Source organism: Burkholderia sp. 9120 (assembly GCF_000745015.1).
Taxonomy (GTDB): Bacteria; Pseudomonadota; Gammaproteobacteria; order Burkholderiales; family Burkholderiaceae; genus Paraburkholderia.
Genome location: NZ_JQNA01000002.1, coordinates 2,361,607 through 2,384,066 on the forward strand (window position 1 = coordinate 2,361,607; position 22,460 = coordinate 2,384,066).

The 22,460-nt window shown below is 60.6% G+C and carries 19 protein-coding genes, 1 tRNA gene and 1 pseudogene; 8 read left to right on the plus strand and 13 right to left on the minus strand.

The window, feature by feature from the left end:
- Positions 1-153 precede the first annotated feature (153 nt).
- Both FA94_RS18690 and FA94_RS18695 read right to left on the minus strand, forming a co-directional pair.
- Positions 154-1,029 (minus strand): SDR family NAD(P)-dependent oxidoreductase, encoded by an 876-nt coding sequence (locus FA94_RS18690; protein ID WP_035553930.1) that lies wholly within the window; start codon positions 1,027-1,029, stop codon positions 154-156.
- A 56-nt stretch (positions 1,030-1,085) separates the two neighbouring features.
- Positions 1,086-1,658, minus strand: coding sequence for a TetR/AcrR family transcriptional regulator (locus FA94_RS18695; protein ID WP_035553933.1), 573 nt, complete (start codon positions 1,656-1,658; stop codon positions 1,086-1,088).
- 470 nt (positions 1,659-2,128) lie between these two features.
- Between FA94_RS18695 and FA94_RS18700 the strand changes: the two genes are divergently transcribed.
- The 3 genes and pseudogenes from FA94_RS18700 to FA94_RS18710 all read left to right on the plus strand — a co-directional run.
- Positions 2,129-3,799 carry a methyl-accepting chemotaxis protein gene (locus FA94_RS18700; RefSeq protein WP_502690848.1) on the plus strand — a complete coding sequence of 557 codons (1,671 nt, stop codon included), beginning with the start codon at positions 2,129-2,131 and terminating at the stop codon, positions 3,797-3,799.
- Between the two features lie 157 nt (positions 3,800-3,956).
- Entirely contained in the window at positions 3,957-4,613 is a 657-nt protein-coding gene (locus FA94_RS18705; RefSeq protein ID WP_063771789.1) for a TetR/AcrR family transcriptional regulator, read from the plus strand.
- Positions 4,610-5,251, plus strand: a pseudogene (locus FA94_RS18710) (glycosyltransferase family protein); the annotation flags it as partial. The gene FA94_RS18705 and the pseudogene FA94_RS18710, both read left to right, overlap by 4 nt.
- A 47-nt stretch (positions 5,252-5,298) precedes the next feature.
- Here the strand turns inward: FA94_RS18710 and istB are convergent.
- The 4 genes from istB to FA94_RS18730 all read right to left on the minus strand — a co-directional run bounded on the left by istB (position 5,299) and on the right by FA94_RS18730 (position 13,427).
- Complete coding sequence (gene istB / locus FA94_RS18715) at positions 5,299-6,075, minus strand: IS21-like element helper ATPase IstB (protein ID WP_035546074.1); 777 nt, start codon at positions 6,073-6,075, stop codon at positions 5,299-5,301.
- Positions 6,065-7,582 carry an IS21 family transposase gene (gene istA, locus FA94_RS18720; RefSeq protein ID WP_156126484.1) on the minus strand — a complete coding sequence of 506 codons (1,518 nt, stop codon included), beginning with the start codon at positions 7,580-7,582 and terminating at the stop codon, positions 6,065-6,067. The genes istB and istA overlap by 11 nt, the downstream gene beginning before the upstream one ends.
- Positions 7,583-7,689: 107 nt before the next feature.
- Positions 7,690-8,379, minus strand: coding sequence for a hypothetical protein (locus FA94_RS18725; protein ID WP_035553938.1), 690 nt, complete (start codon positions 8,377-8,379; stop codon positions 7,690-7,692).
- A 23-nt stretch (positions 8,380-8,402) separates the two neighbouring features.
- The gene (locus tag FA94_RS18730; RefSeq protein WP_231584986.1) at positions 8,403-13,427 is read right to left on the minus strand and encodes a DEAD/DEAH box helicase; all 5,025 of its coding nucleotides are present in this window, start codon (positions 13,425-13,427) and stop codon (positions 8,403-8,405) included.
- Positions 13,428-13,772: 345 nt separating this feature from the next.
- On the opposite strand from FA94_RS18730, the gene FA94_RS38070 reads away from it, so the two are divergent.
- On the plus strand, positions 13,773-14,234 hold the full coding sequence (locus tag FA94_RS38070; protein WP_197070224.1) for a DUF4145 domain-containing protein: 462 nt from the start codon (positions 13,773-13,775) through the stop codon (positions 14,232-14,234).
- Between the two features lie 194 nt (positions 14,235-14,428).
- Here FA94_RS38070 and FA94_RS18740 read toward each other — a convergent pair.
- The 5 genes from FA94_RS18740 to FA94_RS18760 all read right to left on the minus strand — a co-directional run bounded on the left by FA94_RS18740 (position 14,429) and on the right by FA94_RS18760 (position 17,002).
- A tRNA-Ala gene (locus FA94_RS18740) sits at positions 14,429-14,504 on the minus strand.
- Between the two features lie 64 nt (positions 14,505-14,568).
- Positions 14,569-14,916: a c-type cytochrome gene (locus FA94_RS18745; protein WP_035553943.1), complete on the minus strand. Its 348-nt coding sequence runs from the start codon at positions 14,914-14,916 to the stop codon at positions 14,569-14,571.
- A complete protein-coding gene (locus FA94_RS18750; RefSeq protein WP_035553945.1) occupies positions 14,913-15,710 on the minus strand; it encodes a BON domain-containing protein in 798 nt (265 codons plus the stop codon). The genes FA94_RS18745 and FA94_RS18750 overlap by 4 nt, the downstream gene beginning before the upstream one ends.
- 26 nt (positions 15,711-15,736) lie before the next feature.
- Positions 15,737-16,324 (minus strand): phosphoheptose isomerase, encoded by a 588-nt coding sequence (locus tag FA94_RS18755; protein WP_035553948.1) that lies wholly within the window; start codon positions 16,322-16,324, stop codon positions 15,737-15,739.
- Positions 16,325-16,540: 216 nt separating this feature from the next.
- Positions 16,541-17,002 (minus strand): YraN family protein, encoded by a 462-nt coding sequence (locus FA94_RS18760; RefSeq protein ID WP_502690840.1) that lies wholly within the window; start codon positions 17,000-17,002, stop codon positions 16,541-16,543.
- A 37-nt stretch (positions 17,003-17,039) separates the two neighbouring features.
- Here FA94_RS18760 and rsmI point away from each other — a divergent pair, with 37 nt between their 5' ends.
- Entirely contained in the window at positions 17,040-17,942 is a 903-nt protein-coding gene (gene rsmI / locus FA94_RS18765) for a 16S rRNA (cytidine(1402)-2'-O)-methyltransferase (RefSeq protein ID WP_035553952.1), read from the plus strand.
- Between the two features lie 127 nt (positions 17,943-18,069).
- Here the strand turns inward: rsmI and FA94_RS18770 are convergent, their stop codons facing one another.
- On the minus strand, positions 18,070-18,672 hold the full coding sequence (locus FA94_RS18770) for a septal ring lytic transglycosylase RlpA family protein (protein WP_502690841.1): 603 nt from the start codon (positions 18,670-18,672) through the stop codon (positions 18,070-18,072).
- A gap of 636 nt (positions 18,673-19,308) precedes the next feature.
- Between FA94_RS18770 and FA94_RS18775 the strand changes: the two genes are divergently transcribed.
- The 3 genes from FA94_RS18775 (at position 19,309) to FA94_RS18785 (ending at position 21,124) form a co-directional block, all read left to right on the plus strand.
- Positions 19,309-19,953: an MBL fold metallo-hydrolase gene (locus FA94_RS18775; RefSeq protein ID WP_035553957.1), complete on the plus strand. Its 645-nt coding sequence runs from the start codon at positions 19,309-19,311 to the stop codon at positions 19,951-19,953.
- Positions 19,950-20,576 carry a 3'-5' exonuclease family protein gene (locus tag FA94_RS18780; protein ID WP_035553959.1) on the plus strand — a complete coding sequence of 209 codons (627 nt, stop codon included), beginning with the start codon at positions 19,950-19,952 and terminating at the stop codon, positions 20,574-20,576. Before FA94_RS18775 ends, FA94_RS18780 begins: the two co-directional genes overlap by 4 nt.
- 89 nt (positions 20,577-20,665) lie before the next feature.
- Positions 20,666-21,124, plus strand: coding sequence for an Lrp/AsnC family transcriptional regulator (locus FA94_RS18785; protein WP_012431468.1), 459 nt, complete (start codon positions 20,666-20,668; stop codon positions 21,122-21,124).
- A 44-nt stretch (positions 21,125-21,168) separates the two neighbouring features.
- Here FA94_RS18785 and FA94_RS18790 read toward each other — a convergent pair whose 3' ends face one another.
- Complete coding sequence (locus FA94_RS18790; RefSeq protein WP_035553960.1) at positions 21,169-22,386, minus strand: cation diffusion facilitator family transporter; 1,218 nt, start codon at positions 22,384-22,386, stop codon at positions 21,169-21,171.
- Positions 22,387-22,460: the final 74 nt, after the last annotated feature.

Below are 22,460 nucleotides of genomic sequence, written 5' to 3' on the forward strand. Positions count from 1 at the left end.
ATTCGACGCCGCCGTGCCGATTGCCGCGATGAATGCGCTGACCTGTGTCGTTGCGCCAGGCGCCACGCCAGCCGCCAAGGCCTGTGTCGTTGCATCAGGTGCCGCGCCGGCCGCCGAGGCCTGCGCGCTGGTCACGCTCATCACGATAGACGCTCAGGCTTTCGCCGGCGCGACAGGAAACGCGGGCAGTTGCGCCGGCGCGGAGAAATCCGTCGACAGACTGACGGCGTGCCACGCTTCAGCGTTCGCCGCGCGCGCCTTCTCGCCTTCGCCGCAATAGTGCAACGCATCGCTGCCCAGCAACAGATGCGCCGGCAGCGCGTCGTGATAGGCGAGCTTCAGCACGACTTGCGCCACCTTCGCCGGATCGCTGGCTTCGCGACCGATGTACTGCTTCAGCATCCCGACGATCGCGCCAACCGACGGCTCATAGTCCGGCAGCAATTCAGGCGTCGCGCCGGACGCCTCGTTACCCCATTCCGTTTTCATGCCACCCGGCTCGAGTGCGGTGACGTGGACGCCGAATGGCGCGAGCTCCTGGCTCAGCACTTCGGTGAAACCGCCGACCGCCCACTTCGCCGCCTGATACGCACCCAGCCCCGCGATCCCGACGCGTCCGCCGACCGACGAAATCTGGATGATGTGCCCGGCGCGCTGCTGCCTCAGCACCGGCAACGCGGCGCGCGTCACGTTGACCACGCCGTAGAAGTTCGTATCGATTTGCGCGCGGAAATCGTCCTCGCTGGTTTGCTCGAACGGCACCAGATGGCCGAAGCCCGCGTTGTTGACCACCACGTCGAGGCGGCCGAAGGCGTCGACGGCGCTCTGCACCGCGTCGCGCGCCGCCGCCGGATCGGTGACGTCCAGCGCGACCGCGCGAACCTGCTCGCCGTAGCGCGCCACCAGATCCTGCAGGCGGCCCGGATCGCGCGCGGTGGCGACGACCCGCTCGCCCGCTTGCAACGCGGCTTCGACGATCTCGCGCCCTAGGCCGCGAGCACTTCCAGTAACCAGCCAGACTTTCGACATGATGCGCTCCTTCGAGTTAAATGAGCAAGCAATCACTCATTAATTAGACAAAAAATTTAGTGCCTGGCGATCGCGTTCCAGAACGCGTCAAAACCAGCCGCACGATAGCGCGCGGCCTGGTCCGGTTCGCGTGCAATGAAATCCATGGTGGTTTCCGCGAGCGCGCTCATGATCGCCGACAGAAACGCCGGCGGATGGTCGCGCAACGCACCACTCGCCACGCTCGCCTGAATCATTCCGTTGATGTCGGCGAACGACTGCATGCCGGTTGCCCGCGTATGGTCGGTGAGCCGCTCGGAGACCGCCAGTTGCGCCATGGCGCGGCGTTTTTGCGGCTGCGCGACGCCCCAGTCGACGAACTGGTTCCACACGTGCTGCGCACGCTCTTTCACGCTCGCGTGTTGCGGATACGTGGTCATCATCACTTCGCGCAGTTCAGCCTTGATGTCGAGGTATAAGGCATTCAGCAAGTCGTCTTTACTGTCAAAGTACGTGAACAGCGTGCCTTCCGCCACGCCCGCCAGCTTGGCAATGCGCGCGGTCGGCGCGCCCAGCCCCTGCTCGGCGATCACCGCAGCGGCGGCGGCAAGGATGGCGTTACGTTTGTCTTCGCTTTTGGGACGGGCCATGCTGAGTCGATCCGGCTAACGGCAATAAATGAGTGATTGCTCAATCATAACGACGAAGCGACGCCCGTTCAAGCCGTTTTTTTCGCTTCGCGTTTCTCGAACAGACGGTTGCGCCCCGCCGCCCATTTCAGCAGGCAAGAAACCTCGTGCCAATGCTGTCACCGAGTGCTTAAATTTACTCATCTCCTGAGGAAATTACGTCTTCTTCGCTCATCGCGTGCAAGCTTATAGAGACATACCCGATACCCCTTAAGTCCTCGAGCCTCCAGTCCGATATCCGGTAAATGGGATACCCATTTTGGGGAAATCAACCGCGCAGGGCCGCTTTGCAGTTGAAGCGGTCACATAGACGCTCCCATGCCCGGACCTGAGAGTCCATTGCGAACGCTTTCTAACGTTTCGTTTTTGGAGAAACAACCGTGACACTTCAGCACCTGTCTATCAAAGCCAAACTGATTGCCGGTTTCGGCATGCTTTCCGTTATCGTCGTCGCCGTTTCCGGCCTGTCTCTGAAGGCGCTGAGCGATTCGACCGATGGTTTTTCCGACTTTGTCCACGGCATTAACGCGCGCGCCGACATGGCCGTGCAGGTACGCACCGCGGTCGACCGGCGCGCAATTGCCGCGCGCAACCTGGTGCTCGTCACCAAACCTCAGGACCTCGAAATAGAAAAGGCCGACGTGATGCGCGCGCATGAAGACGTGCAGAGCGACCTGAAGAAACTCAACGACATGACCGCGTCCGCGTCCGATACCTCGGACAAAGCGCGCAGCCTCGTCGCCGAGATCAACCGCGTGGAGGCCCTGTACGGCCCGGTCGCCACCGACATCGTCAACCTCGCGCTGACCAGCAAGCGCGACGACGCCATCGTCAAGATGGACGACCAATGCCGGCCGCTGCTAGCCGCGCTGATCCGCTCGACCGATGCGTACGCCGAGTACACACGTAGCCGTCAGGAACAGATGATCAACGACTACGCGGCGCACTACGTGAGCCAGCGCAATCTGTTGATCGCGATCTGCCTGATCGCTGTGGCGCTCGCGATCGGCGCCTGCGTGATGATCACGCGCGCGGTGACCGGCCCGCTGCGTTTTGCGATCGACGTGGCGCGCACCGTGTCGCAAGGCGATCTGCGCACGCGTATCGCCGTCGAAGGTAGCGACGAAACCAGCAAGCTGCTCGGCGCGCTGCGCGAGATGAACGAACGCTTGACGGCGATCGTCGGGCGCGTGCGCGACAGCAGCGCCAGCATCGCCGGCGCGGCGCGGCAAATCGCGGCGGGCAATATGGATCTGAGCCAGCGCACCGAGCAGCAGGCCGCGTCGCTTCAGGAAACGGCGTCCAGCATGGAAGAGCTGACCTCGACGGTGAAACAGAACGCCGACAACGCGCAGCAGGGCAGCACGTTGGCCGCGAATGCTTCGTCGGTGGCGCACAAGGGCAGCACGGTGGTCGGCCAGGTGGTGAGCACGATGCACGACATCAGCGATAGCTCGACGAAGATCGCGGAGATCACCGGCATCATCGAAGGGATTGCGTTTCAGACCAATATTCTGGCGCTGAACGCGGCGGTTGAAGCGGCGCGTGCTGGTGAGCAGGGGCGTGGTTTCGCGGTGGTGGCGAGCGAAGTCAGAAGTCTGGCGCAACGTTCGTCGAGTGCGGCGAAGGAGATCAAGGATCTGATCGCCAACTCGGTGGAGAAGATTCGCGATGGCTCCGCGCTGGCGGGTGAAGCGGGTAAGACGATGACCGAAGTCACGCAGGCGGTCGCGCAGGTGACGGACATCATGGCGGAGATCGCGGCGGCTTCGACGGAGCAAAGCCGTGGGATTGAGCAGGTCAATCTGGCGATTACGCAGATGGACAATGTTACGCAGCAGAATGCGGCGCTGGTGGAAGAAGCGGCGGCGGCTTCAAAGTCGATGGAAGATCAGGGGAAGCAGTTGAATGAGGTGGTGGCGTTTTTTCAGATTTTGAGTGGGGAGGGGGGCGGGGGTTCGGTTTCGTCTTCGCATAGAGAAGCGCCGCGGCGCGCGGTGATGGCGCCTCCGGCGCGTCGGGTCGCGCATGCAAGCGCTGCTCCGGTGGTCGCGCTGGCCGGTGGTGGCGCAAGCGGTGAGGATGGTTGGGATAAGTTCTGATCGCGCGCGTTGGCATAGACCCCGCGGCTTTCCAGTCCTGACTCGTGGATGAACCCGGCCGGCAAACAGCCGGTCGGTTGACGTCGCGCGTAACAACGTGGCATGATAAATTTGAACGACGTTCAATTTTAAACGTCGTTTATTTTTATAGAACATCATGCCCGATCCCAATCCTTCCAGCCGACGCGCGCGCAAGCAGAGCCAGACACAAGCGCTGCTGGCTGAAACCGCCGTACATCTATTCGAAACGCACGGCTTCGACGCTGTGACGATGGAACAGATCGCAGCCGGCGCGGATGTCGCGAAGGGCACGCTCTACAACCATTTCGCGACCAAGGAAGCGGTTCTGGCGCATTGGATTCACGCGCAACTGGAGGCGGACCTGATCCGTCTGCAGCCGCGCATAGCCCGTCAAACCAGTTTCGTGCCGGCGTTGTCCCTGCTGCTGGACGCGTCCGCGGCCTGGTGCGAAAAGCATGGTTCGTTGCTGTTGCCGTATATCCGGTTTCGCTTTCTCAGCCTTGCGCCGTCGCCGGGGCGCGATGACGCAGCCTCGAAGGCCGATATGACCGACGGTTTTGCGCTGCTGATCGCCAAAGCTCAGGCTGCGGGCGAGTTGCGTGACGACCTCCCCGCAGCGCACCTGGCCGCGCTCTTCCATCACCTGTATCTCGGCGCGCTGATGCGCTGGCTGACGCTGCCGGGACTCAAACTGAAACGGGAGTTCGCGGCCGTCGTCGACCTGTTCGTCAATGGTGCGAGGACATCGACTACGTCCACCAAGTCGACAGGCAGGAGGGCCGGGAAGTCATGAAATTCGTCGTCGTCACGTATGGCACCCAAGGCGATACGCGACCGCTGGCCGCGTTGTGTGCGGCGCTCGCCGCCGCAGGGCACGAGGCGCACTTGCTCGGAGACCGGGCAACGCTCGAGTCGGGACGGGCATTGGGCATTCCGGTGACCGCGTTGGCCGGCGACATCAAGGCCACGTTGCAACCGGCTCTGAGCGGCGCCGGTGCCGTGGCGGGAAGAAGCCGCTTCAACAACACGGCGAACGCGCTGGCGGGCATCGCGAACGACCATGCGGAGGCCTGGCTTCGCGAAACGGTGACGGCGGGGGAAGGATGCGACGCCATGATCGTCTCCGGTCTCGCGGCGTTCGTGGGATTGTCGGCTGCCGAATACCTCGGCGTAAAAGCGATCGGCGCCGGCCTGATTCCCATCACCCCGACGCGTGCTTTTGCCTCGCCGTTCTTTCCGCCCACGCGGGTCCCATCGTTTCTGAACCGCGCCAGCCACGCGCTCGTGAACGGCGTTCTGTGGCGTGCGTTTCGCAAGAAGCTCAACGCGGCGCGAGCGGCAGTATGCAAGCTTCCTCCGCGGCAGGGGCTGTGGACCGAGCATCCGATGCTCTATGGCGTGTCGCTGTTGATTTGCACTGAATCCGGACCCAGGATTTGCATCGAATACTGACCCACCCTTTGATCCAGTTTTGGGGTTCAGGTTGGGTGTTTCGGGGTTCGTTTTCTCTCCTTTTCAGGCTGTGTCGTGCTGTTCCTGAAACGATAGCTATCGTTGCCGGTTTCTACAATGTGGCAGTGGTGTGTGAGCCGGTCGAGCAGCGCCGTGGTCATCTTCGCGTCGCCGAAGACGTTGGCCCACTCAGAGAAGCTCAGATTGGTTGTGATGACGACGCTCGTGCGCTCGTAGAGTTTGCTCAGTAGATGGAAGAGCAAGGCGCCCCCGGTCTGGCTGAACGGCAGATAACCCAGTTCGTCGAGGATGACGAGGTCGGCGTACATTAGACGCACAGCCAGTTGCCCAGGCTTTCCAGTCAGCTTCTCCTGCTCAAGCGCATTGACGAGTTCAATGGTGGAGAAGAAACGCACGCGGCTTCGATCATGTTCGATCGCCTGCACGCCAATCGCCGTCGCCAGATGCGTTTTGCCCGTGCCCGGTCCGCCGACCAGCACGACGTTGTGTGCCGATGTCATGAACTCACACCGATGCAACTGACGCACGGTTGCTTCGTTGACATCGCTGCAACCGAAGTCAAAGCCGTTGAGATCCCGATACGCCGGGAAGCGGGCGACCTTCATCTGATAGGCCAGTGAACGTACCTCACGGGCCGCCATCTCCGCCTTGAGCAGACCTGCCAGAACTAGCGATGCCGACTTGTACGCGGGGGAATCCTGCGCGGCCAGCTCGCCAAGCGCCTGGGCCATGCCGTGCAGCTTCAGTGACTTGAGCATTTCCATCATGGCGTCAGGCTGCATGATGATCCTCCCGGCCTCTCAGGTCGTCATAACGGCCGACGTTGGCTTGCGGCTCGACGCGCAGGGCGAAGGCCTGGGGCGTCTGCAGCGGAGGCACGGGAGCCCCGTCAAGCAGCCGGCTCAGGACGTTCATCACCGTTTGCTTTGAGGGCGCACCGGCCTCAAGTGCCAGCTCGACGGCGGTGAGTACGGCCTGTTCGTCGTGCAGCAGCACCAGCGCCAGTATCTCGACCATCTCCCGGTCGCCACCGGCGTGCTTCAGCAGGATTGTCTGCAGCCGCTTGAAGGCGGCAGGAAACTCTGCGAACGGCGCGCCGTTGCGCAATGCTCCAGGCTTGCGCTGCAGGACTGCGAGGTAATGACGCCAGTCGTAGATGGTTTCTCCGCGATCATGGCTGCGGTTGATACGCCGGACGTGCTCCGCGATGACCTGCCCTTCGGCGACGAAGACGAGCTGGGCCGCGTAGACGTGCAGGCTGATGGGCCGGTTCGCAAATGCCGCCGGCACGCTATACCGGTTGCGGTCGAAACTCACCAGACACGTGGGCGAGACGAGTTTGGTGTGCTCGACAAAGCCGTCGAATGCCTGGCCGACCGGCATCAGATGGGGTCGCTCGACCGACCACGCGTCCCAGATCGTTGTGTCCTGCTCAGGGTGCTGCGTCTGCTGCCAGAGCAGGACACACTGGTCGGCCAGCCAGTCGTTTAATGCAGAGAGCGAACCGAACGCCGGCACGCGTTGCCACAGCCGGTGACGGCTGTCCTGAACGTTCTTCTCGATCTGCCCCTTCTCCCAGCCTGAGGCCGGATTGCAGAATTCGGCGTCAAACAGATAGTGACTGACCATGGCGCTGAAGCGCGCGTTGACGTCCCGCAGCTTGCCACGACGAACCTTGTCGACAGCGGTCTTCATGTTGTCATATATGCCACGGCGCGGAATGCCGCCCCACGCCACGAACGCGTGGTAGTGAGCGTCGAACAGCATCTCGTGGGTTTGCAGCAGATAGGCCCTCAGGAAGAACGCCCGGCTGTGACTGAGCTTGAACTGCGCAACCTGCAACTTGGTGCGCTCGCCGTTGATCACGGCCCAGTCCTCGCTCCAGTCGAACTGGAATGCTTCTCCGGGTGCAAAGGTCAGCGGCACAAAGGTGCCACGTGCTGCGCTCCTTGCCTGCTCCTGCTGCTCCTGTCGCCAGCGGCGCGCAAAGGCGGCGACCCGGTCGTAGGACCCTGTGAATCCCAACACGGTGAGGTCAGCGTAAATCTGCTTGAGGGTTCTGCGCTGTTTGCGCGGCCGGTTTGCTTCCGTCTTTAACCAGCCGGCGAGCTTGGCCGCAAATCCGTCGAGCTTGCTCGGGCTCTGCCGTTCCGGATAGGTGGGCACTACGGTGCCGGCACGTATATAGCGCCTGACGGTGTTTCTTGAAACGCCAAGCCGTTTGGCGATCTCGCGTAGCGAGACATGATCGCGATAATGCCAGCGTCGGATGATGCTCAATATTGCCATGTCGATCACTCCGTTCTCCCGCTAGCTGCACAGCGGGCCAGTGTGTTCCACGTGGGTCAATATTCGATGCAAATCACCGTGTCAGGTGGGTCAGAATTCAGTGCAAATCAACACGCAGCCTTCAATCTTCGTTCACTCCCGTCAATCCACACACGACAGCAAACATCCTTGCTATCTAAGTCCTGCGGGTGAATGCGAACGCGGAGAATCGCTGGACCCGTAACCCTGCACACGTTACCGCCGAAACATGCGTCAACCGGACCGGTCAACCCAATGTCCTTGTCATCAGGGTTAGGCGGTTGTCGCGAAAACCAGTAGGCAATGAACACCGTTCTCTTCGACTTCGGCGGCAGGTCGAATTTCTCGACGAAGCGTGGGCCGGTCGATCCATCGTACAGCGGGGCATTCATCACATAGGCGCTACAGTCTTTCAGAAAAACGTCTGACCGGTTCTGCACGATGGTCGCCACACTGTAGCCACGGAACTGAGCGTTGAACGTGAAGTCCGGCGACCGCACCTCGTCCGTGATCGACAATGCAAGCGGCTGCATGTAACGTCGGGTCTTGAAGACACCCACTATCGCATAGAAGACCACGCCAACAACAAAGCCGCCAACAGCGCCGACAACGTTGCTGGTCAATTGATCGCTGGACACGCGAACACCGATCTTCGCTAGGATGTACCCGCCAGACGAACTGCCGAACAGCGTCAACCATCCGAATGTCTGCGCGAACGCATCGTGAATCGTGTACCAAAGCCACCGGCGCGTGAACAGCCGCGTTCGCTTCCAGTTCATCCAGCATCCCCGACATCAGTAAATCAAACAGGAAGTGTGTCCTGCGTGTCCTTCGATTCGATCAACTGTCCTACACTCGGTCCCGGCGTCTGAACATCGAGAGGCGGCAACGACTTCACGATCGTCATCGTTTCCAGACTGACCGTCACGACCCGCTGGAACAGTTCAAGCGGATAGCGCGGGTTGTTCATCGTCTCGATAGCGTAGTCGTTCGCGTCGTTGACGATGCCACTATCCTTGTCGGTTTTGACGCACTGGCGTTCAACGACCCAATCCAGAGCGGGCTTGCCGTTGACTACATATTCATACGCTTCCAGCGGGATACCCTTCACCGTGATCTTGTCGTTGTAGATCAAGGTAGTCAGGTCTTTGTCCTTGCCGTACCGCATCTTCTCGACACGGTAATCCGCGTCAGTCAGCAGCAGGCCGCCACCGTCGATCTGCAACGGGTACTTTTCGACCGCCTCATAGTTCACGTGCAGATCGGCCAGCTTGCGGCCAGCCTTCGAGAACGCCCAGAAGTCGGAACCTGTCTTCACGCACGGAATGCGCGGCAGTTCCTTGCTGAGATTGTCGGCATAACGTTCGCGATAGTCCGGCGAATGCAGCAATCCGTAGACGTAGTAAAACACGTCTTCCTTGCTGATCTGCTCCCCCGGATAAGCTGACTGGAAGTGCGAAAGCCCTTCGTCGGTCAACGCATCGCGCCGCTTAACGTGTGACCTCGCGGGGTGCGGTGCCTCAAAGAGGCCGACCTGCGGCGAAACCTTATCGCCTTCTTCTGCATCGCCGTACAGGTACATAGGAAAGCATTGGCCGTTTGAAAAAACTTGAACGTCCGGCAATACACCAGCCATCAAACAAGAGAATTCTTTGTTTCCACCGATGCCAGTTAGACAGATCGCTCGGTTCTCTGCTGCCGCCTCGGGAAACATACGAGGCATCTGGTTCACATATTCGTTAAGTCCTCGGTCGAAGTACAACCACTGCTTGGTGAAGGGGCGGTACAGGCTTGTGGCGAGACACGCTGCGTCAAAGCCATACTCTCTCCCCCTTACCAGTTCCTGCTTTAGTCCGCGCGTCCAACTTATCCGAGTCGGATCGGTATCGATGAATCCATCAATCTTGGCCTCGCGCGTTTTCCTGTCCAGTCCGGGGTGAGCCTTCCCAAAGCGTCGGACCTCGCTGTTGTATGCGTCGATCGTGCGGCCCACGTTGGTCACAACGCCAGCTTTAGACGAGTTGTAACACCATACATCTCGATTTGTCTGGATACCCGATGAGTAGTTTGCAAACAACTTGTCTACGACTGCGCCAGTCTTGTCACCCATCACGACGTAGTCACGGAATCGATCATCGCGCTGCTTCAGCCAGTCCCCGTGTTGGTCAGGTGTAATAGATCGCCAACCGCCGTCTTTGATAATTCCAGCCACGCTGGCAAACTCACGGACCTTGTCCAGCTTCTCTTGGCGGGTCAGGTAATCACCAATGTCGTGAAAATATATTTGGCCGTGCTGCCCGGCGTCCGGGTTCTTCACAAGAATCGAAATGGAAACCGGGGCGCGACTGCCCGTCCCGAACACGTTGTCTTTCTCTTTGCGGCGCAACTCACCTGAAGTACGTGCGTTGCCGCGCAGGTGGAACACATAGATGCTGCTAAACTCATCGACGAGACATTTGCGCAAGCCATCGGCTGTATTGGCTTCAAGGAACCCTGCGTTGGTCACAAATCCGATGACACCGTTCTTACCGATCCGGTCACTGGCCCACCGGATCGCTCGAATGTAGCTGTCGTACAGTGCATTCTTGTTCGTGGCGCTCGACCGCTCTGCATATGTGTCTCGAATGCGAGTATCGAGATGAGGGTAAGCGACGTTCTGATTGTTGTCATTCACGCTGTCCTGACCGACTGAATACGGCGGATTGCCGAAGATGACTCGGATGTCCAGCTTTTTCTGGCGTTTGCGACGGGCACTGTTCTGCGCCAGCAACGCATCCACCATGTCTTCCTTCTCATACATCTGAAAGGTGTCCGCAAGACAAATACCTTCAAACGGTTGGTATTCGCCGCCGACAATGCCGTGATACACCGCCTCTATGTTGATGGCAGCTATGTAGTAAGCCAGCAGGACGATCTCGTTGGCGTGGATTTCGTGCTTGTACTTGTGCGGCAGTTCCTCGGGCTTGATGAGACCGCTTTGCAGCAGACGTGTAACGAACGTGCCCGTTCCAACGAAGGGATCGATGATGTGAACGCCCTTGCTACCTAAGGTTTGACCGAATTCAGTCTGCAACACATGGCCGACGCTATGAATGATGAAGTCCACGACTTCGACAGGCGTATAGACGATACCCAGCCGCTCAGTCATCTTCGGGAAGGCGTTGCGGAAGAACTTGTCGTATAGCTCAACGACGATCTTCTGCTTGCCTGCCGCATTGTCGATGCCTTCGGCACGAAGTTTCACGCTCTCATAGAACCGTTCCAGCGTATCGGCTTCCTTGTCCAGTCGGTGTTCTTGCAACACGTCCAGAACGTTCTGCATCGCAAGCGACATCGGGTTGTGCTTTGCGAAGCTGTAATCTTCAAACAGGGCATCGAACACCGGCTTCGTGATGAGATGCTGCGCCAGCATCTCAATGATCTCGGCATCGGTGATACTGCCGTTAAGGTCGTCACGCAGTTCGTGGGCGAAGGCGTGGAAGGCTGCACGCTCCTTCGTGTTCTCGGGGTTCTCGATGATTCCGGTGATCCGGTCGATGTGAGTCCGGGCGATCTTGGCGATGTCATTGGCCCAATCCTCCCAATGGTGTCGGTTGCCGACCTTCTGGACCAGCTTGGCGTAGATGGCCTTCTCGATTTCGCCGATCTCGAATTGCAGTTCATGCTGGTCAGGTTCTGTGCGCTTCTTGACCGCTTCGCCGATGGTGAATCCGCCTTTACCGGCGTCCTTGTTCTTCGGCCCTTTGGCCTTCTCCTGCTTCTTCTGAATTTTATCCGTGATCGCGATGACTTCCATCTTGCTGGTGTCCTTGCCGATCAGGTCCAGCTTGTTCACCATCGCGTCAAAGCGGTCATCATGCGAACGCAGTGCCTGCAAAACCTGCCATACGACGGCATAGGTCTTGTTGTCGTTCAGGGCTTCGTGTGGTTCAACGTCAACTGGGATCACCACCGGCAGAACCACATAACCGCGCTTCTTACCCGGTGCATTGCGCATCACGCGACCGACCGACTGCACCACGTCAACCTGCGAGTTACGCGGTGTCAGGAACAGCACGGCATCTAGTGCGGGAACATCCACACCTTCGGACAGGCATCGGACGTTGCTGAGAATGCGACAGGTGTTCTCGGGCGTTTCGGCTTTCAGCCATGCCAGCTTCGCTTCCTTCTCACTGGCGTTCATGCCGCCATCAACGTGTTCGGCTTCGCAGTGAAGTCGCGCCGCCTGTTCGAATTCTTCCGTCTCTTCAGACTCCTGATACGCTTCAACGACCGCTTGGAACATGTTCTTGATCTGCTTGGAGCTAACCTTGTGCGTCTTCGCTCCCTTCGAGACTTCGATGACCTGACAGAAGGCCACTGCACGTTTCATGGGATCACCATCGCCAACCAAGTCTTCGGTCAACCCCTGCTTTGAAAGGGCTTTCCAGCAGCCGACGATCTTGGCAGCGTCGTCCACCTTTAGCTGGTTGTTGTCATCCCGCAGCAGGCCTTGCAGGCGTCGATTGACGTGCTTTTCCTCGACCGCCAGCACAATCACCTTGTAATCGACCAACAGGCCACGCTTGACGGCTTCCGAGAACGTGATGACGAACAGTTCATCGCCGTACAGCGCCTTGTCGTCCATCGAACATAAGGCCACGTCGTCACGTATAGCCGTGGCCTTCGCGGAGTCGCCATAGATACGTGGCGTCGCCGTCATGTAAATGCGCTTGGCGGCGCGGATGTAATCCGCATCGTGGACCCGGACGAAGGTGCTTTCGTCGTCATTGCCGAACGTAGCGCCGGTCGTTCGGTGGGCTTCGTCGCAAACGATCAGGTCGAAGTCGCCCAACCCGAACTGCTTCTGGGCGCGACTAATCACGTCGATAGAGTGATAGGTGCTGAACACGACACTCATATGCGACGCGTCGTGCCGCTTCGTCATCTCTGCCGCCAGTCGGGCCGGTTCGGTCGTGGCTGGATAGCGCAGTTCATGGACGAAGGTCTGAACCATATCGTCCTCTTTCTTGCGCTTCTTACCCACGTCACTATCTGAGCAGACAGCGAAGCTATGAAGCGGCGTCTCGCTTTCTTGCGTCCATTCCGTCAAGGTCTGGGAGAGTAGCGACAGGCTTGGAACAAGGAACAGCACCCGCTTGCCCGCACCGGCCAACGTCTCCGCGATCTTCAAGCTAGTGAACGTCTTCCCGGTCCCACACGCCATGATTAGTTTGCCACGGTCGGCTTCTGCCAAACCGTGAACGACCGCATTCAAGGCACTGGTCTGGTGCGGACGCAACTGCTTCTTGGACTTGATGACCGGTGTGGCCTTTGCCTGATACTGGCCCCAATCGATCTGGCTCTCTTCGAGCGCCGTCAGGTCGATCTTGCTAACGGGCGGCTGCTGGTCTAGCAAGGCGTCTTCGGCGTGTTCGCTCCAATGATTCGTCGTTGCGACGATGATCCGGCGCGTGAACGGCTTCTTGCCCGATGCCGTGAAGAAGCTGTCAATATCGCCCTTCTGGACCTTATAGTCCGGCGCGTACATCTTGCACTGTATCGCGTGGTACTCATCCGTGCCACGCGTCTTCGCCACAAGGTCGATACCGGCATCGCGTTTGTCCAGCCCCTGCAAGTTGGCCCATTCCGCATAGGTCCACACATCGCTGTACCGGTCGCGATAGTCCGCTTCGTTCCGCAAATAACAAACGATCAACTCTTCGAAGTAGGTTCCCTTCTCCCGTTCCGTGACGGCGGCGTGGCGGAAGGTATCAAGTAGTGTTTCGAGGGCGGTCATATTTGCTTGTCGTTTGAAGGTGGGGCCAGCAGGCAGCAAGGATGACATTATGCCTTCCGGTACCCCGCGTCGGCTGCCTGCGACACTCCTGCCTTGTCCACAGCGCAGTAAATATCCAGCAGAATGCTATGCAGACTAATCCGGACAAAAGGTACGACCATGGCGACAATGAACGAGCACGGACACGTCGTCGCGAATTGCCCTACTTGCAGCGGTGCGCTGACCTCTTTTCTTATCGGAGACCCACAGCGCGGGCCATACGGGCAGATATATCGTCAAGTGGATGCAGGCGAGACCGAGATATACAGGCTGGCCCGGTGCACAGGCTGTGGTGCGGGGGCACTCATCACGCTTTTGGCGTCGAATCTACGCAATGGCCTAACGGAAACTCAGATGACCGACTTCTATCCCGAAGCTGAGATTCGCCAAGTTTTGCCTGATGACGTTCCAGAGGGCATAGTGAAAGAGTTCAGGGAAGGTGAGGAGTGCGCCGAGGCGGGGTGCTATCGCGCTGCTGCCGCCCTATTTCGCTCTGTACTGGATAAAACGCTCCGCGCAAACGGCTACAAGCTGAAGAAGGGCACACCACTCGAACAGCAGATTGACCTCGCCGCCGCCGACGGAGTCATTACGGCGTCACGCCGCAAACGTGCACACGACGAGATTCGTACCTTGGGAAACTATGTGCTGCACGAAGAATGGCGACAAGTCACACCTTCGGAAGTGAAGGTAGCCAAGGAATACGCGGCATACCTACTGCACGACTTCTACGATGATCGGGATACTGTGCTGGCTTTGCTTCGAGAGAAGAGCCGCATCGCTGAAGAAGACCGCACGTCCGACGATGAGGGATGAGCGTCAAGTTCTGACGCAAGCGGGAGCCCCCGTCGCGGCTGTTGACCCGGTATTGGAGCGTATGCCATCCTTCTACCAGACGGGTAACTGTCCCGTCACCCTGATGTCACCCTGCGGGGTGTCAAACCAGACGACACCGGTAAGTAGCGCAAAAAGAAAAACCAGTCTAAGTGACTGGTTTTAAAGGAAGAATTTGGTGGAGAGGAGGAGGATCGAACTCCCGACCTTCGCATTGCGAACGCGACGCTCTCCCAGCTGAGCTACCCCCCCAACGTGCGAACAATTCTAGCACAGGCATTTTCCCTTTTGCCTAGCCCCAACCCCCACCAAACCATCACTTCGACGGCGCCCCTTTCAGCACCCAATCGACCACCGTCCGAATATCCGCATCGCTCATCGACTGATGCGCGGGCATCGGAATCATCCCCCACACGCCAGACCCACCGTTCTTCACCTTACTCGCCAACTTAGCCGGCGCTTGCGCGTCACCCTTGTACTTCGCGGCGATCTGCTGGAACGACGGACCAACCAGTTTACGGTCCACCGCATGACATCCCATACAAGCATTCGAATTAGCGATACTCTGCCCACCCGGCGCATCCGCAGCATGCGCGCTGGACACAAACAGTCCCACCACCGCCCCAACCAATACCGACCCAACAACGATCACACCCCGCTTCATGGCGCAGTCGCCTTCGGATTACCCGGATGCACCGCGTTCGAATTGGTGACCGGCGCCGGCGCCTGCTGATCGAGCGGCCGCGAGCTCACCGACGAATCCGGAATCGCGCCGACCGTCGGCGCATTCGCGTCCGGCTGCGACGCGCCCGTCGCCGGCGCAGTCGCTGCTGCCGCAGCCGCCGCTGCAGCTTCCTGCGGCTGGATGTACTGGAACAGCTTCACGACCTGCACCACGCCCGGCACGCGACTCGCGACGTCGGCGCCGCGATTGCCTTCGTCCATTGTGACGAGACCCATCAGATACACCGAGCCACGCTCGGCCACCACCTTGAAGTTGTTCGCCGAAATATTCTTCTCGGCGATCAGCGCGGTCTTCACGCGCGTTTCCAGATAGGTATCGTTGGTGCGCGACGAGAACGAACTGGCCGGCATGATCGCCAGTTCGTTGACGATCGTGTTGACGTTGTTCAAGCCACGCACAATCGTCTCGGCGCGCTGCTTCGACACGTCGCCGGCGACTTCGCCGGTCAGCAGCACCCGACGATTGAACACCGCGACGTTGACGTGCGCGTTGTCCGGCAGATTCTGGCTGATCTGCGAGAGCGCCTTCACCTGCAACTCGCGATCTTCGGTCTGCGCGCCCAGCGTGCGCCGGTCGGTCGCCACCAGCGCGCCGCCGCCCGCCGCGCCGGCAACGGCGAGAAAGCAACCCTGCAACGTCGCGGACAGGCCCGCCGCGAACCCAACCACCAGCACGGTTCTCACCAGTGTCTTCTTGACGCGGAATACGCTCATCAACTAGCTCTCCTTCGGAATCAATCTCAGTCTTCGCCCAGCAACATGGCATCAATGCCGTCGCACAGACAATGGATGGTCAGCAAATGCACTTCCTGAATACGCGCGGTGCGATCCGACGGCACGCAAACGTGAATGTCGGTATCGCTCAACCCGTCCTGCACGCGGCCGCCGCCCTTGCCGGTCAGCGCGACTACGATCATCTCGCGCTCGTGCGCGGCGTCGATCGCGGCCAGCACGTTGGCGGAATTGCCGGACGTGGTGATGGCCAGCAGCACGTCCCCCGGCTGGCCGAGCGCCCAGACCTGCTTCGAGAAAATCTGCTCGAACGAATAGTCGTTGGCGATGGCGGTCAGCACGGAGGTATCCGTGCTCAGCGCGATCGCCGGCAAGCCCGGCCGTTCACGCTCGAAGCGGCCGATCAGCTCGGCGGCGAAGTGTTGCGCGTCGGCAGCCGAGCCGCCGTTGCCGCACGCCAGAATACGGTTGCCGTTGGCGAGCGCGCCGAACATCGTGTCGATCGCTGCGGCGATCGGCATCGACAGGGTTTCGAGGGCTTCGAGTTTGACTGCCGCGCTGTCGCGGAAGTGCTGTTGAATGCGTTCGACTGACATCGAGTCTCTATCTTCTACCGCGAATGGGCCGCACTGCGCGGCCGTGTTGTGAAGTCGTATTGCGAGTCGTGTTGCGCCGTTGAAGCTGGCCGGTAACGTGGTGCGGTAGCGTCGATGCATCGCAAAGTACCCTACGTGTCGCGTAATCCGCGTCGCCCCTTGGCCCGGACGCGAGCGCAAGTTTATCGTACTCACGCGGGTTCTCCGCGCGCGACCTCAGACTTCGTCGGCGCGAAACGCGTCACGCAACCATACGAGCCGGCCGGCTTCGAACGCGATCACGTCGAAACGGCACGCGGGTTGATCGCGCGAACAGCGGCCGCGAGTGGCCAGATAATGCTGCGCCGCACGCACGATGCGCTGCCGCTTGCGCCAGTCGATGCTCTCCGCCGCGCCGCCATATTGACCTTGCGCCCGCGCGCGGACTTCGACGAACACCAGCGCGCCGTCACGGTCGCTCATCACCAGATCGATCTCGCCGCCGCGGCACGACACGTTACGCGCGACGAACCGCAAACGCTGCCGCTGCAAAAACTCCTGCGCGCGCAACTCGAAAGCCGCGCCGACGAGTTTGGACCCCGCCGGTCTTGAAAAGTTGTGCGGGGTGGCGGACGGCGATGCCCTCGCCCGCCGCTCACCATCCGCAGCGTCCAGAACGCCCGGCGCTGCGTGGCACAATGGCGGCCTCTTTCCGTCTGTTTGTGTCTTCTGCCTCATGACTCCTCTCTCCGAACTCGCGCAAGGGCAGCAGTACCCCACCGCCGCGCTGTATGTGGTGGCCACGCCGATCGGCAACGTCGCCGACGTCACGCTGCGCGCGTTGCATGTGCTCGGACTGGTGGACCGTATCGCTGCCGAAGACACCCGCAACACCGGCCAACTGCTCGCGCGCTATGGCATCTCGAAGCCGCTCGTCGCGGTGCATCAGCACAACGAGCGGGCCGCGGCGCAGCGCCTGATCGAACACCTGCAAGCAGGCGAACGCGTGGCCTACGTATCCGACGCGGGCACGCCCGGCATCTCGGACCCCGGCGCAAAACTGGTCGACGCCGTGCGCGAAGCGGGCTTCCCCGTGATTCCGCTGCCCGGCGCGAGCGCCCTCGCCACGGCGTTGAGCGCAGCCGGCGACTGGGTCGCGACGTTCTCGTTCCTCGGCTTCCTGCCGCCCAAACCGAAGGCCCGCGCCGCCGCATTGCAGGAGCTCGCGCGCCATCCTTACGCGATGGTGTTCTACGAAGCCCCGCACCGGATCGTCGAAACGGTGCAGGCGCTGGCCGACGCGTTCGGCGGCGAACGTAAACTGCTGATCGCGCGAGAGCTGACAAAGTTACACGAAGCGCTGCACCAAGGCACCCTGGCCGAAGGGCCAACGTGGCTCGCCGCGGATCCGAACCGGCAGCGCGGCGAATTCGTACTGGTGGTGGAAGGCGCGCAGCCGGAAGCCACCGGCGAACACGATCACGACGCGTTGCTGAGCATCCTGCTGGAAGAGTTGACGGTGAGCAGCGCGGCGAAGGTCGCGGCGTCGATCACCGGGGTGTCGCGCAACGCGCTGTACGCGCGCGCGTTGGCATTGAAGAAAGACAACGAAGCCGAAGACGACCCCGAAGAAGAATAAGCAGTCGGACAAAAAGAAAAGGGCCTCGCGGCCCTTTTCTTTTTTGACAGAGATGGCATGGACTGCCGCCGCCGTCATGCTACGAGCGCGTCCATCTCGCACCCGTAGCCTCACCATGAATTTTCGATCACTTATCGCTGCTCGAACCCGAGTTCGACGCCAGCGTTTCGTTCATCTCGGCGCGTGCTTCCTGCTGCGTCAGACCTTCAATCTTGACGCGCGCCGTGCCGGCATGACGCATATCGAGGACGCTCGCCGCGGCCATCGACAGATCGATCACACGGCCGCGCGCATACGGGCCACGATCGTTGATCCGCACGACGACCGAGCGCGACGTGGCCGGGTTGGTCACGCGTACATACGAGCCGAGCGGCAACGTGCGATGCGCGGCGGTCAGCGCATGCATGTCGTAGCGTTCGCCGTTGGCGGTGCGACGACCGTGGAAGCCGCGGCCGTACCACGAAGCGCGACCGGTTTGATGAAAGTCCGAAATGTCCGAACCATCGTCCGTTAGCGGCTTGGCGTCGGCCAGCGACGAGCCCGCAGCGCTTGCGCCGGAGGCCGGCGCGCTACCGAAGGCTTGCGGCCCGAAGGAACCTGCCTGCGCCGCTTTGGTGCTCAGCGGCGTGTCGTTGGCGGACGTGTTCGCGGTGCCCGGAGGCGTGGCGCAACCAGCCAGCACAAAAAAGGCAAAAAGAGTCCCCAGACCACGGGATAACCGAGTTTTCATAAGACGTGCAATCACAATGTCGAGCCGCATCACGCGAAGTTGAGCGTGTTGCCTGCGACTCCGGCGGCAATGGACGACAACGCGCCGCGCAAGTCTGCGCAGAACGTCAAAGCCCGGATGCGGCCCAATCGGCCGCTACCGCACGGTTAATTTTCACGTCTGGCGCAACCTGTCCCCGGCAGCCTGACCAGACCCCACATGCCGCCATCGAACGTGGCAAACACGTTCTTGCGCGCGGAACTCAGCGCACAGGAACGGCGGCGTAGGCCCCACCCAGCGTCACGGCAGTTAAGTCCGTAGCAGGCGCGTGGCACCTGGCTGGGCAAGACGTGTGCATCGAAAGCTCGATACTTGATGGCTGTCCAGCAGTGCGACAGCCCAAACTTGAGTGGCGATCCGCGTGCCCATTTTTGATGGGGACGCATCGCCTTGTGGCATGCCCAGTTCCCTAGGCATGGGGTGCATTATACCCAAAAGAAATTTTTGAGATGACAAGCGCTTGAAAACCTTGATGAATTTTCACGCTTGCTGCAAAAATAGGCGCACCAAAGCCCGCTGGGCCGGGCGTTTCAGGCCCTGGGCGGGCGTAGCGCGCAGGCCGGTACAATCAACGTTTTTCCAGCGGCGCCCCCATCCATGAAAGTCACTTTGATCCCCGTCACGCCGTTTCAGCAGAACAGCTCGCTGCTCGTTTGCGAGGCAACCGGACGCGCGGCCGTCGTCGATCCGGGCGGCGATCTCGACGTCATCCAGGGCGAAATCGCGCGTCAGAACGTGACGGTCGAAAAAGTGTTCCTGACGCACGGCCACATCGATCACTGCGCCGGCGCGAAGACGCTGGCCACGCATTACGGCGTGCCGATCGAAGGCCCGCATCCGGACGAAAGTTTCTGGCTCGACAAGCTGCCGGACCAAAGCACGCGCTTCGGCTTTCCCGCGGCCGAGGCTTTCGAGCCGGACCGCTGGCTGCAGAACGGCGAGACCGTGCTGTTCGGCGACGAAACCCTCGAGGTCTATCACTGCCCCGGGCACACGCCCGGTCACGTGGTGTTCTTCAGCCGCGCGCACCGGCTCGCGCTGGTCGGCGACGTGCTGTTCGCCGGCTCGATCGGCCGCACGGATTTTCCGCGCGGCAATCACGCGGATCTGGTGCGCTCGATCCGCGAGAAACTTTGGCCGCTCGGCGACGACGTCACCTTCGTGCCGGGCCACGGACCCACGTCGACGTTCGGCGCCGAACGCCGCAGCAATCCCTACGTCGCCGACGGAGTCGAGGCATGAGCAGCGAAATCTATGTGAGCACCGACGTCGAAGCGGACGGCCCAATTCCCGGTCCCCATTCCATGCTGAGTTTCGCCTCGGCCGCCTATACCGAAGACAAGCAACTGATCGCCACCTTCTCGGCGAACCTGGCGTTGCTCGACGGCGCGAAACCGCATCCGGTGCAGGAAGCGTGGTGGAAGACGCAGCCCGAAGCGTGGATCGCCTGTCGTAAGGACCTGCAAGATCCCGCCGCCGCGCTGACTGCCTATGTGGATTGGGTTGAAGCGCTGCCGGGCAAGCCGGTGTTCGTCGCGATGCCGGCCGGCTTCGACTTCACTTATATGTTCTGGTACATGATGCGTTTTGTCGGCCGTTGCCCGTTTTCGTGGTCGGCGCTCGACATCAAGACGCTCGCGTTCGCGATGACCGGCCTGCCGTATCGCAAGAACATCAAGCCGCGCTTCCCGAGACACTGGTTCGACGAGCATCCGCACACGCACGTCGCGCTCGACGACGCGATCGAACAGGGCGCGCTCTTCTGCAACATGCTCAAGGACCTGCGGGCCGGTCAGGCTTTGTTGGCCGCCGCCAAAGATGGGGACGGCTCAGGACAAAACGCCGCTGAGAAACCGGCAAATTAGGTAATCTCCCTCGACCAGGCCGTTTTACATTGCGTTTCGTTTTCGAGCCCTCTACCATGCGTTGATAGGCGACGCTAACGGAGGCGCAGTTGACACTCGATACGTTCTCACAAAAAATCCTGCGCCTGCTGCAGCTCGACGCACGCCGCTCCGTGCAAGAAATTTCCGACCAGGTCGGGCTGTCGAGCACGCCGTGCTGGCGGCGAATCAAGGACATGGAGCAGTCGGGGGTGATCCAGCGCTACACGGCGCTGCTCGATCGGGAGAAGCTGGGATTGCATGTGTGCGCGTTGGCGCATATTCACCTGACGCGCCACACCGAGGGCGGCGTCGAGCAGTTCGAGCGGGAAATCGCCACCTGTCCGGAAGTCACCGAGTGCTACAGCACGACCGGCGAATCCGATTACATCCTCAAGATCGTCGCGCCGGACATCAAGGCGTACGACAGCTTTCTGCACGAACGCATCTTCAAGATTCCGGCGGTCGCGCAGGTGCGTACGAGCGTCGTGCTGCGCGAGATCAAGTTCGATACGCAATTGCCGCTTTGAGCGGCGGCCGCCGGTTGAGCGGTGAGTTACCCGGCGCTATGCGCTTAATGATTTTTGACGAGATCGGCGGACGGATCAGCACCGGCCGCTCTCGCAGGATCGTTTTCATCCAGCCTCACATCCCATTCCTGTAGCACGTTCAGCTTGCGGGCGCCCAGGCGGCTCTTAAGTGCCGCCAGATCGACGCTCGCGAGATCGGGCGCGCTACCGCTCAATGTGCGCGAAGGCAGCACCAGATCGACATCAAGCCCCGTGCTCAGGTAGTGAATGTCGACTGCGGCGGCCTTCAGGCCGGCCCCAGCCAGCGCCGCATCGACCTCACTCGTCACTTGCTCCCGGTTCGGCAGATCGACCGGCGGACGCGCCAACGCATCGTTCTCCGGATCGACATGGATCAGCGCGTCGAGCACGCGGCTGTCGCTCAACACGCGCATGCGCGCCGACTCGGCAATGTAATGCCCCTCCGACACCGAGATCAGCGGATCGACCAGGATATGCGCATCGACCAGCGCGAAATCGCCCATCTTGCGCGTGCGCAACTCATGCACATCGCGTACACCCGGCGTGGACAGCAAAAGCGTGCGCATGTCGGCGGTGGCGGCGTCGTCGAGCGCGCGGTCGGACAGATCTTGCAGCGCGTCCCAACCGAAGGTCCAACCCATGCGCGCCACCATAAAACCGACGATGGCCGCGGCAATCGGATCGAGCAAACGCACGCCGGCAAGACTGCCGATAATGCCGATCGCGACCACCAACGAAGATGCCGCGTCGGAACGCGCATGCCATGCATTGGCAATCAACATAGCGGAACGCACACGTTGCGCTTCACGCAGCATGTAGCGAAACAGTCCTTCTTTCGAAACCAGGACGAGCACCGCGACCGCGAGCGCACTCATATGCACGGCCGGGATACTCTGCAAATCGGCGAGGCGCGTTCCGGCACGCCACAACATCCCGACGCCGACCGCAATCAGCAGCGTGCCGAGAAATAATGACGCCACCGTTTCATAGCGGCTATGTCCGTAATTGTGATCCGCGTCGGGCTTCACGCCGCTATGCCGATTGGCAATCAGCACGACAAAATCGGAAATCAGATCGGCAAGGGAATGAAACCCGTCGGCGACCAGCGCCTGCGAATGCGCAACGATCCCGACGACGATTTGCAGCGTCATCAACCCTGTATTGAGCGCAATACTGACGAAGGTACTTTTGCGCGCAACGCGATGTTTTTCGGCGGACTGGCCGGCGGCGAGGGAAGGCATCGAAGAAGCCGTAGCAGAAACTCAATCCGCGCATTCTACCCGGCGCATCTCGCAAAGCATCGGAATAACCTTAA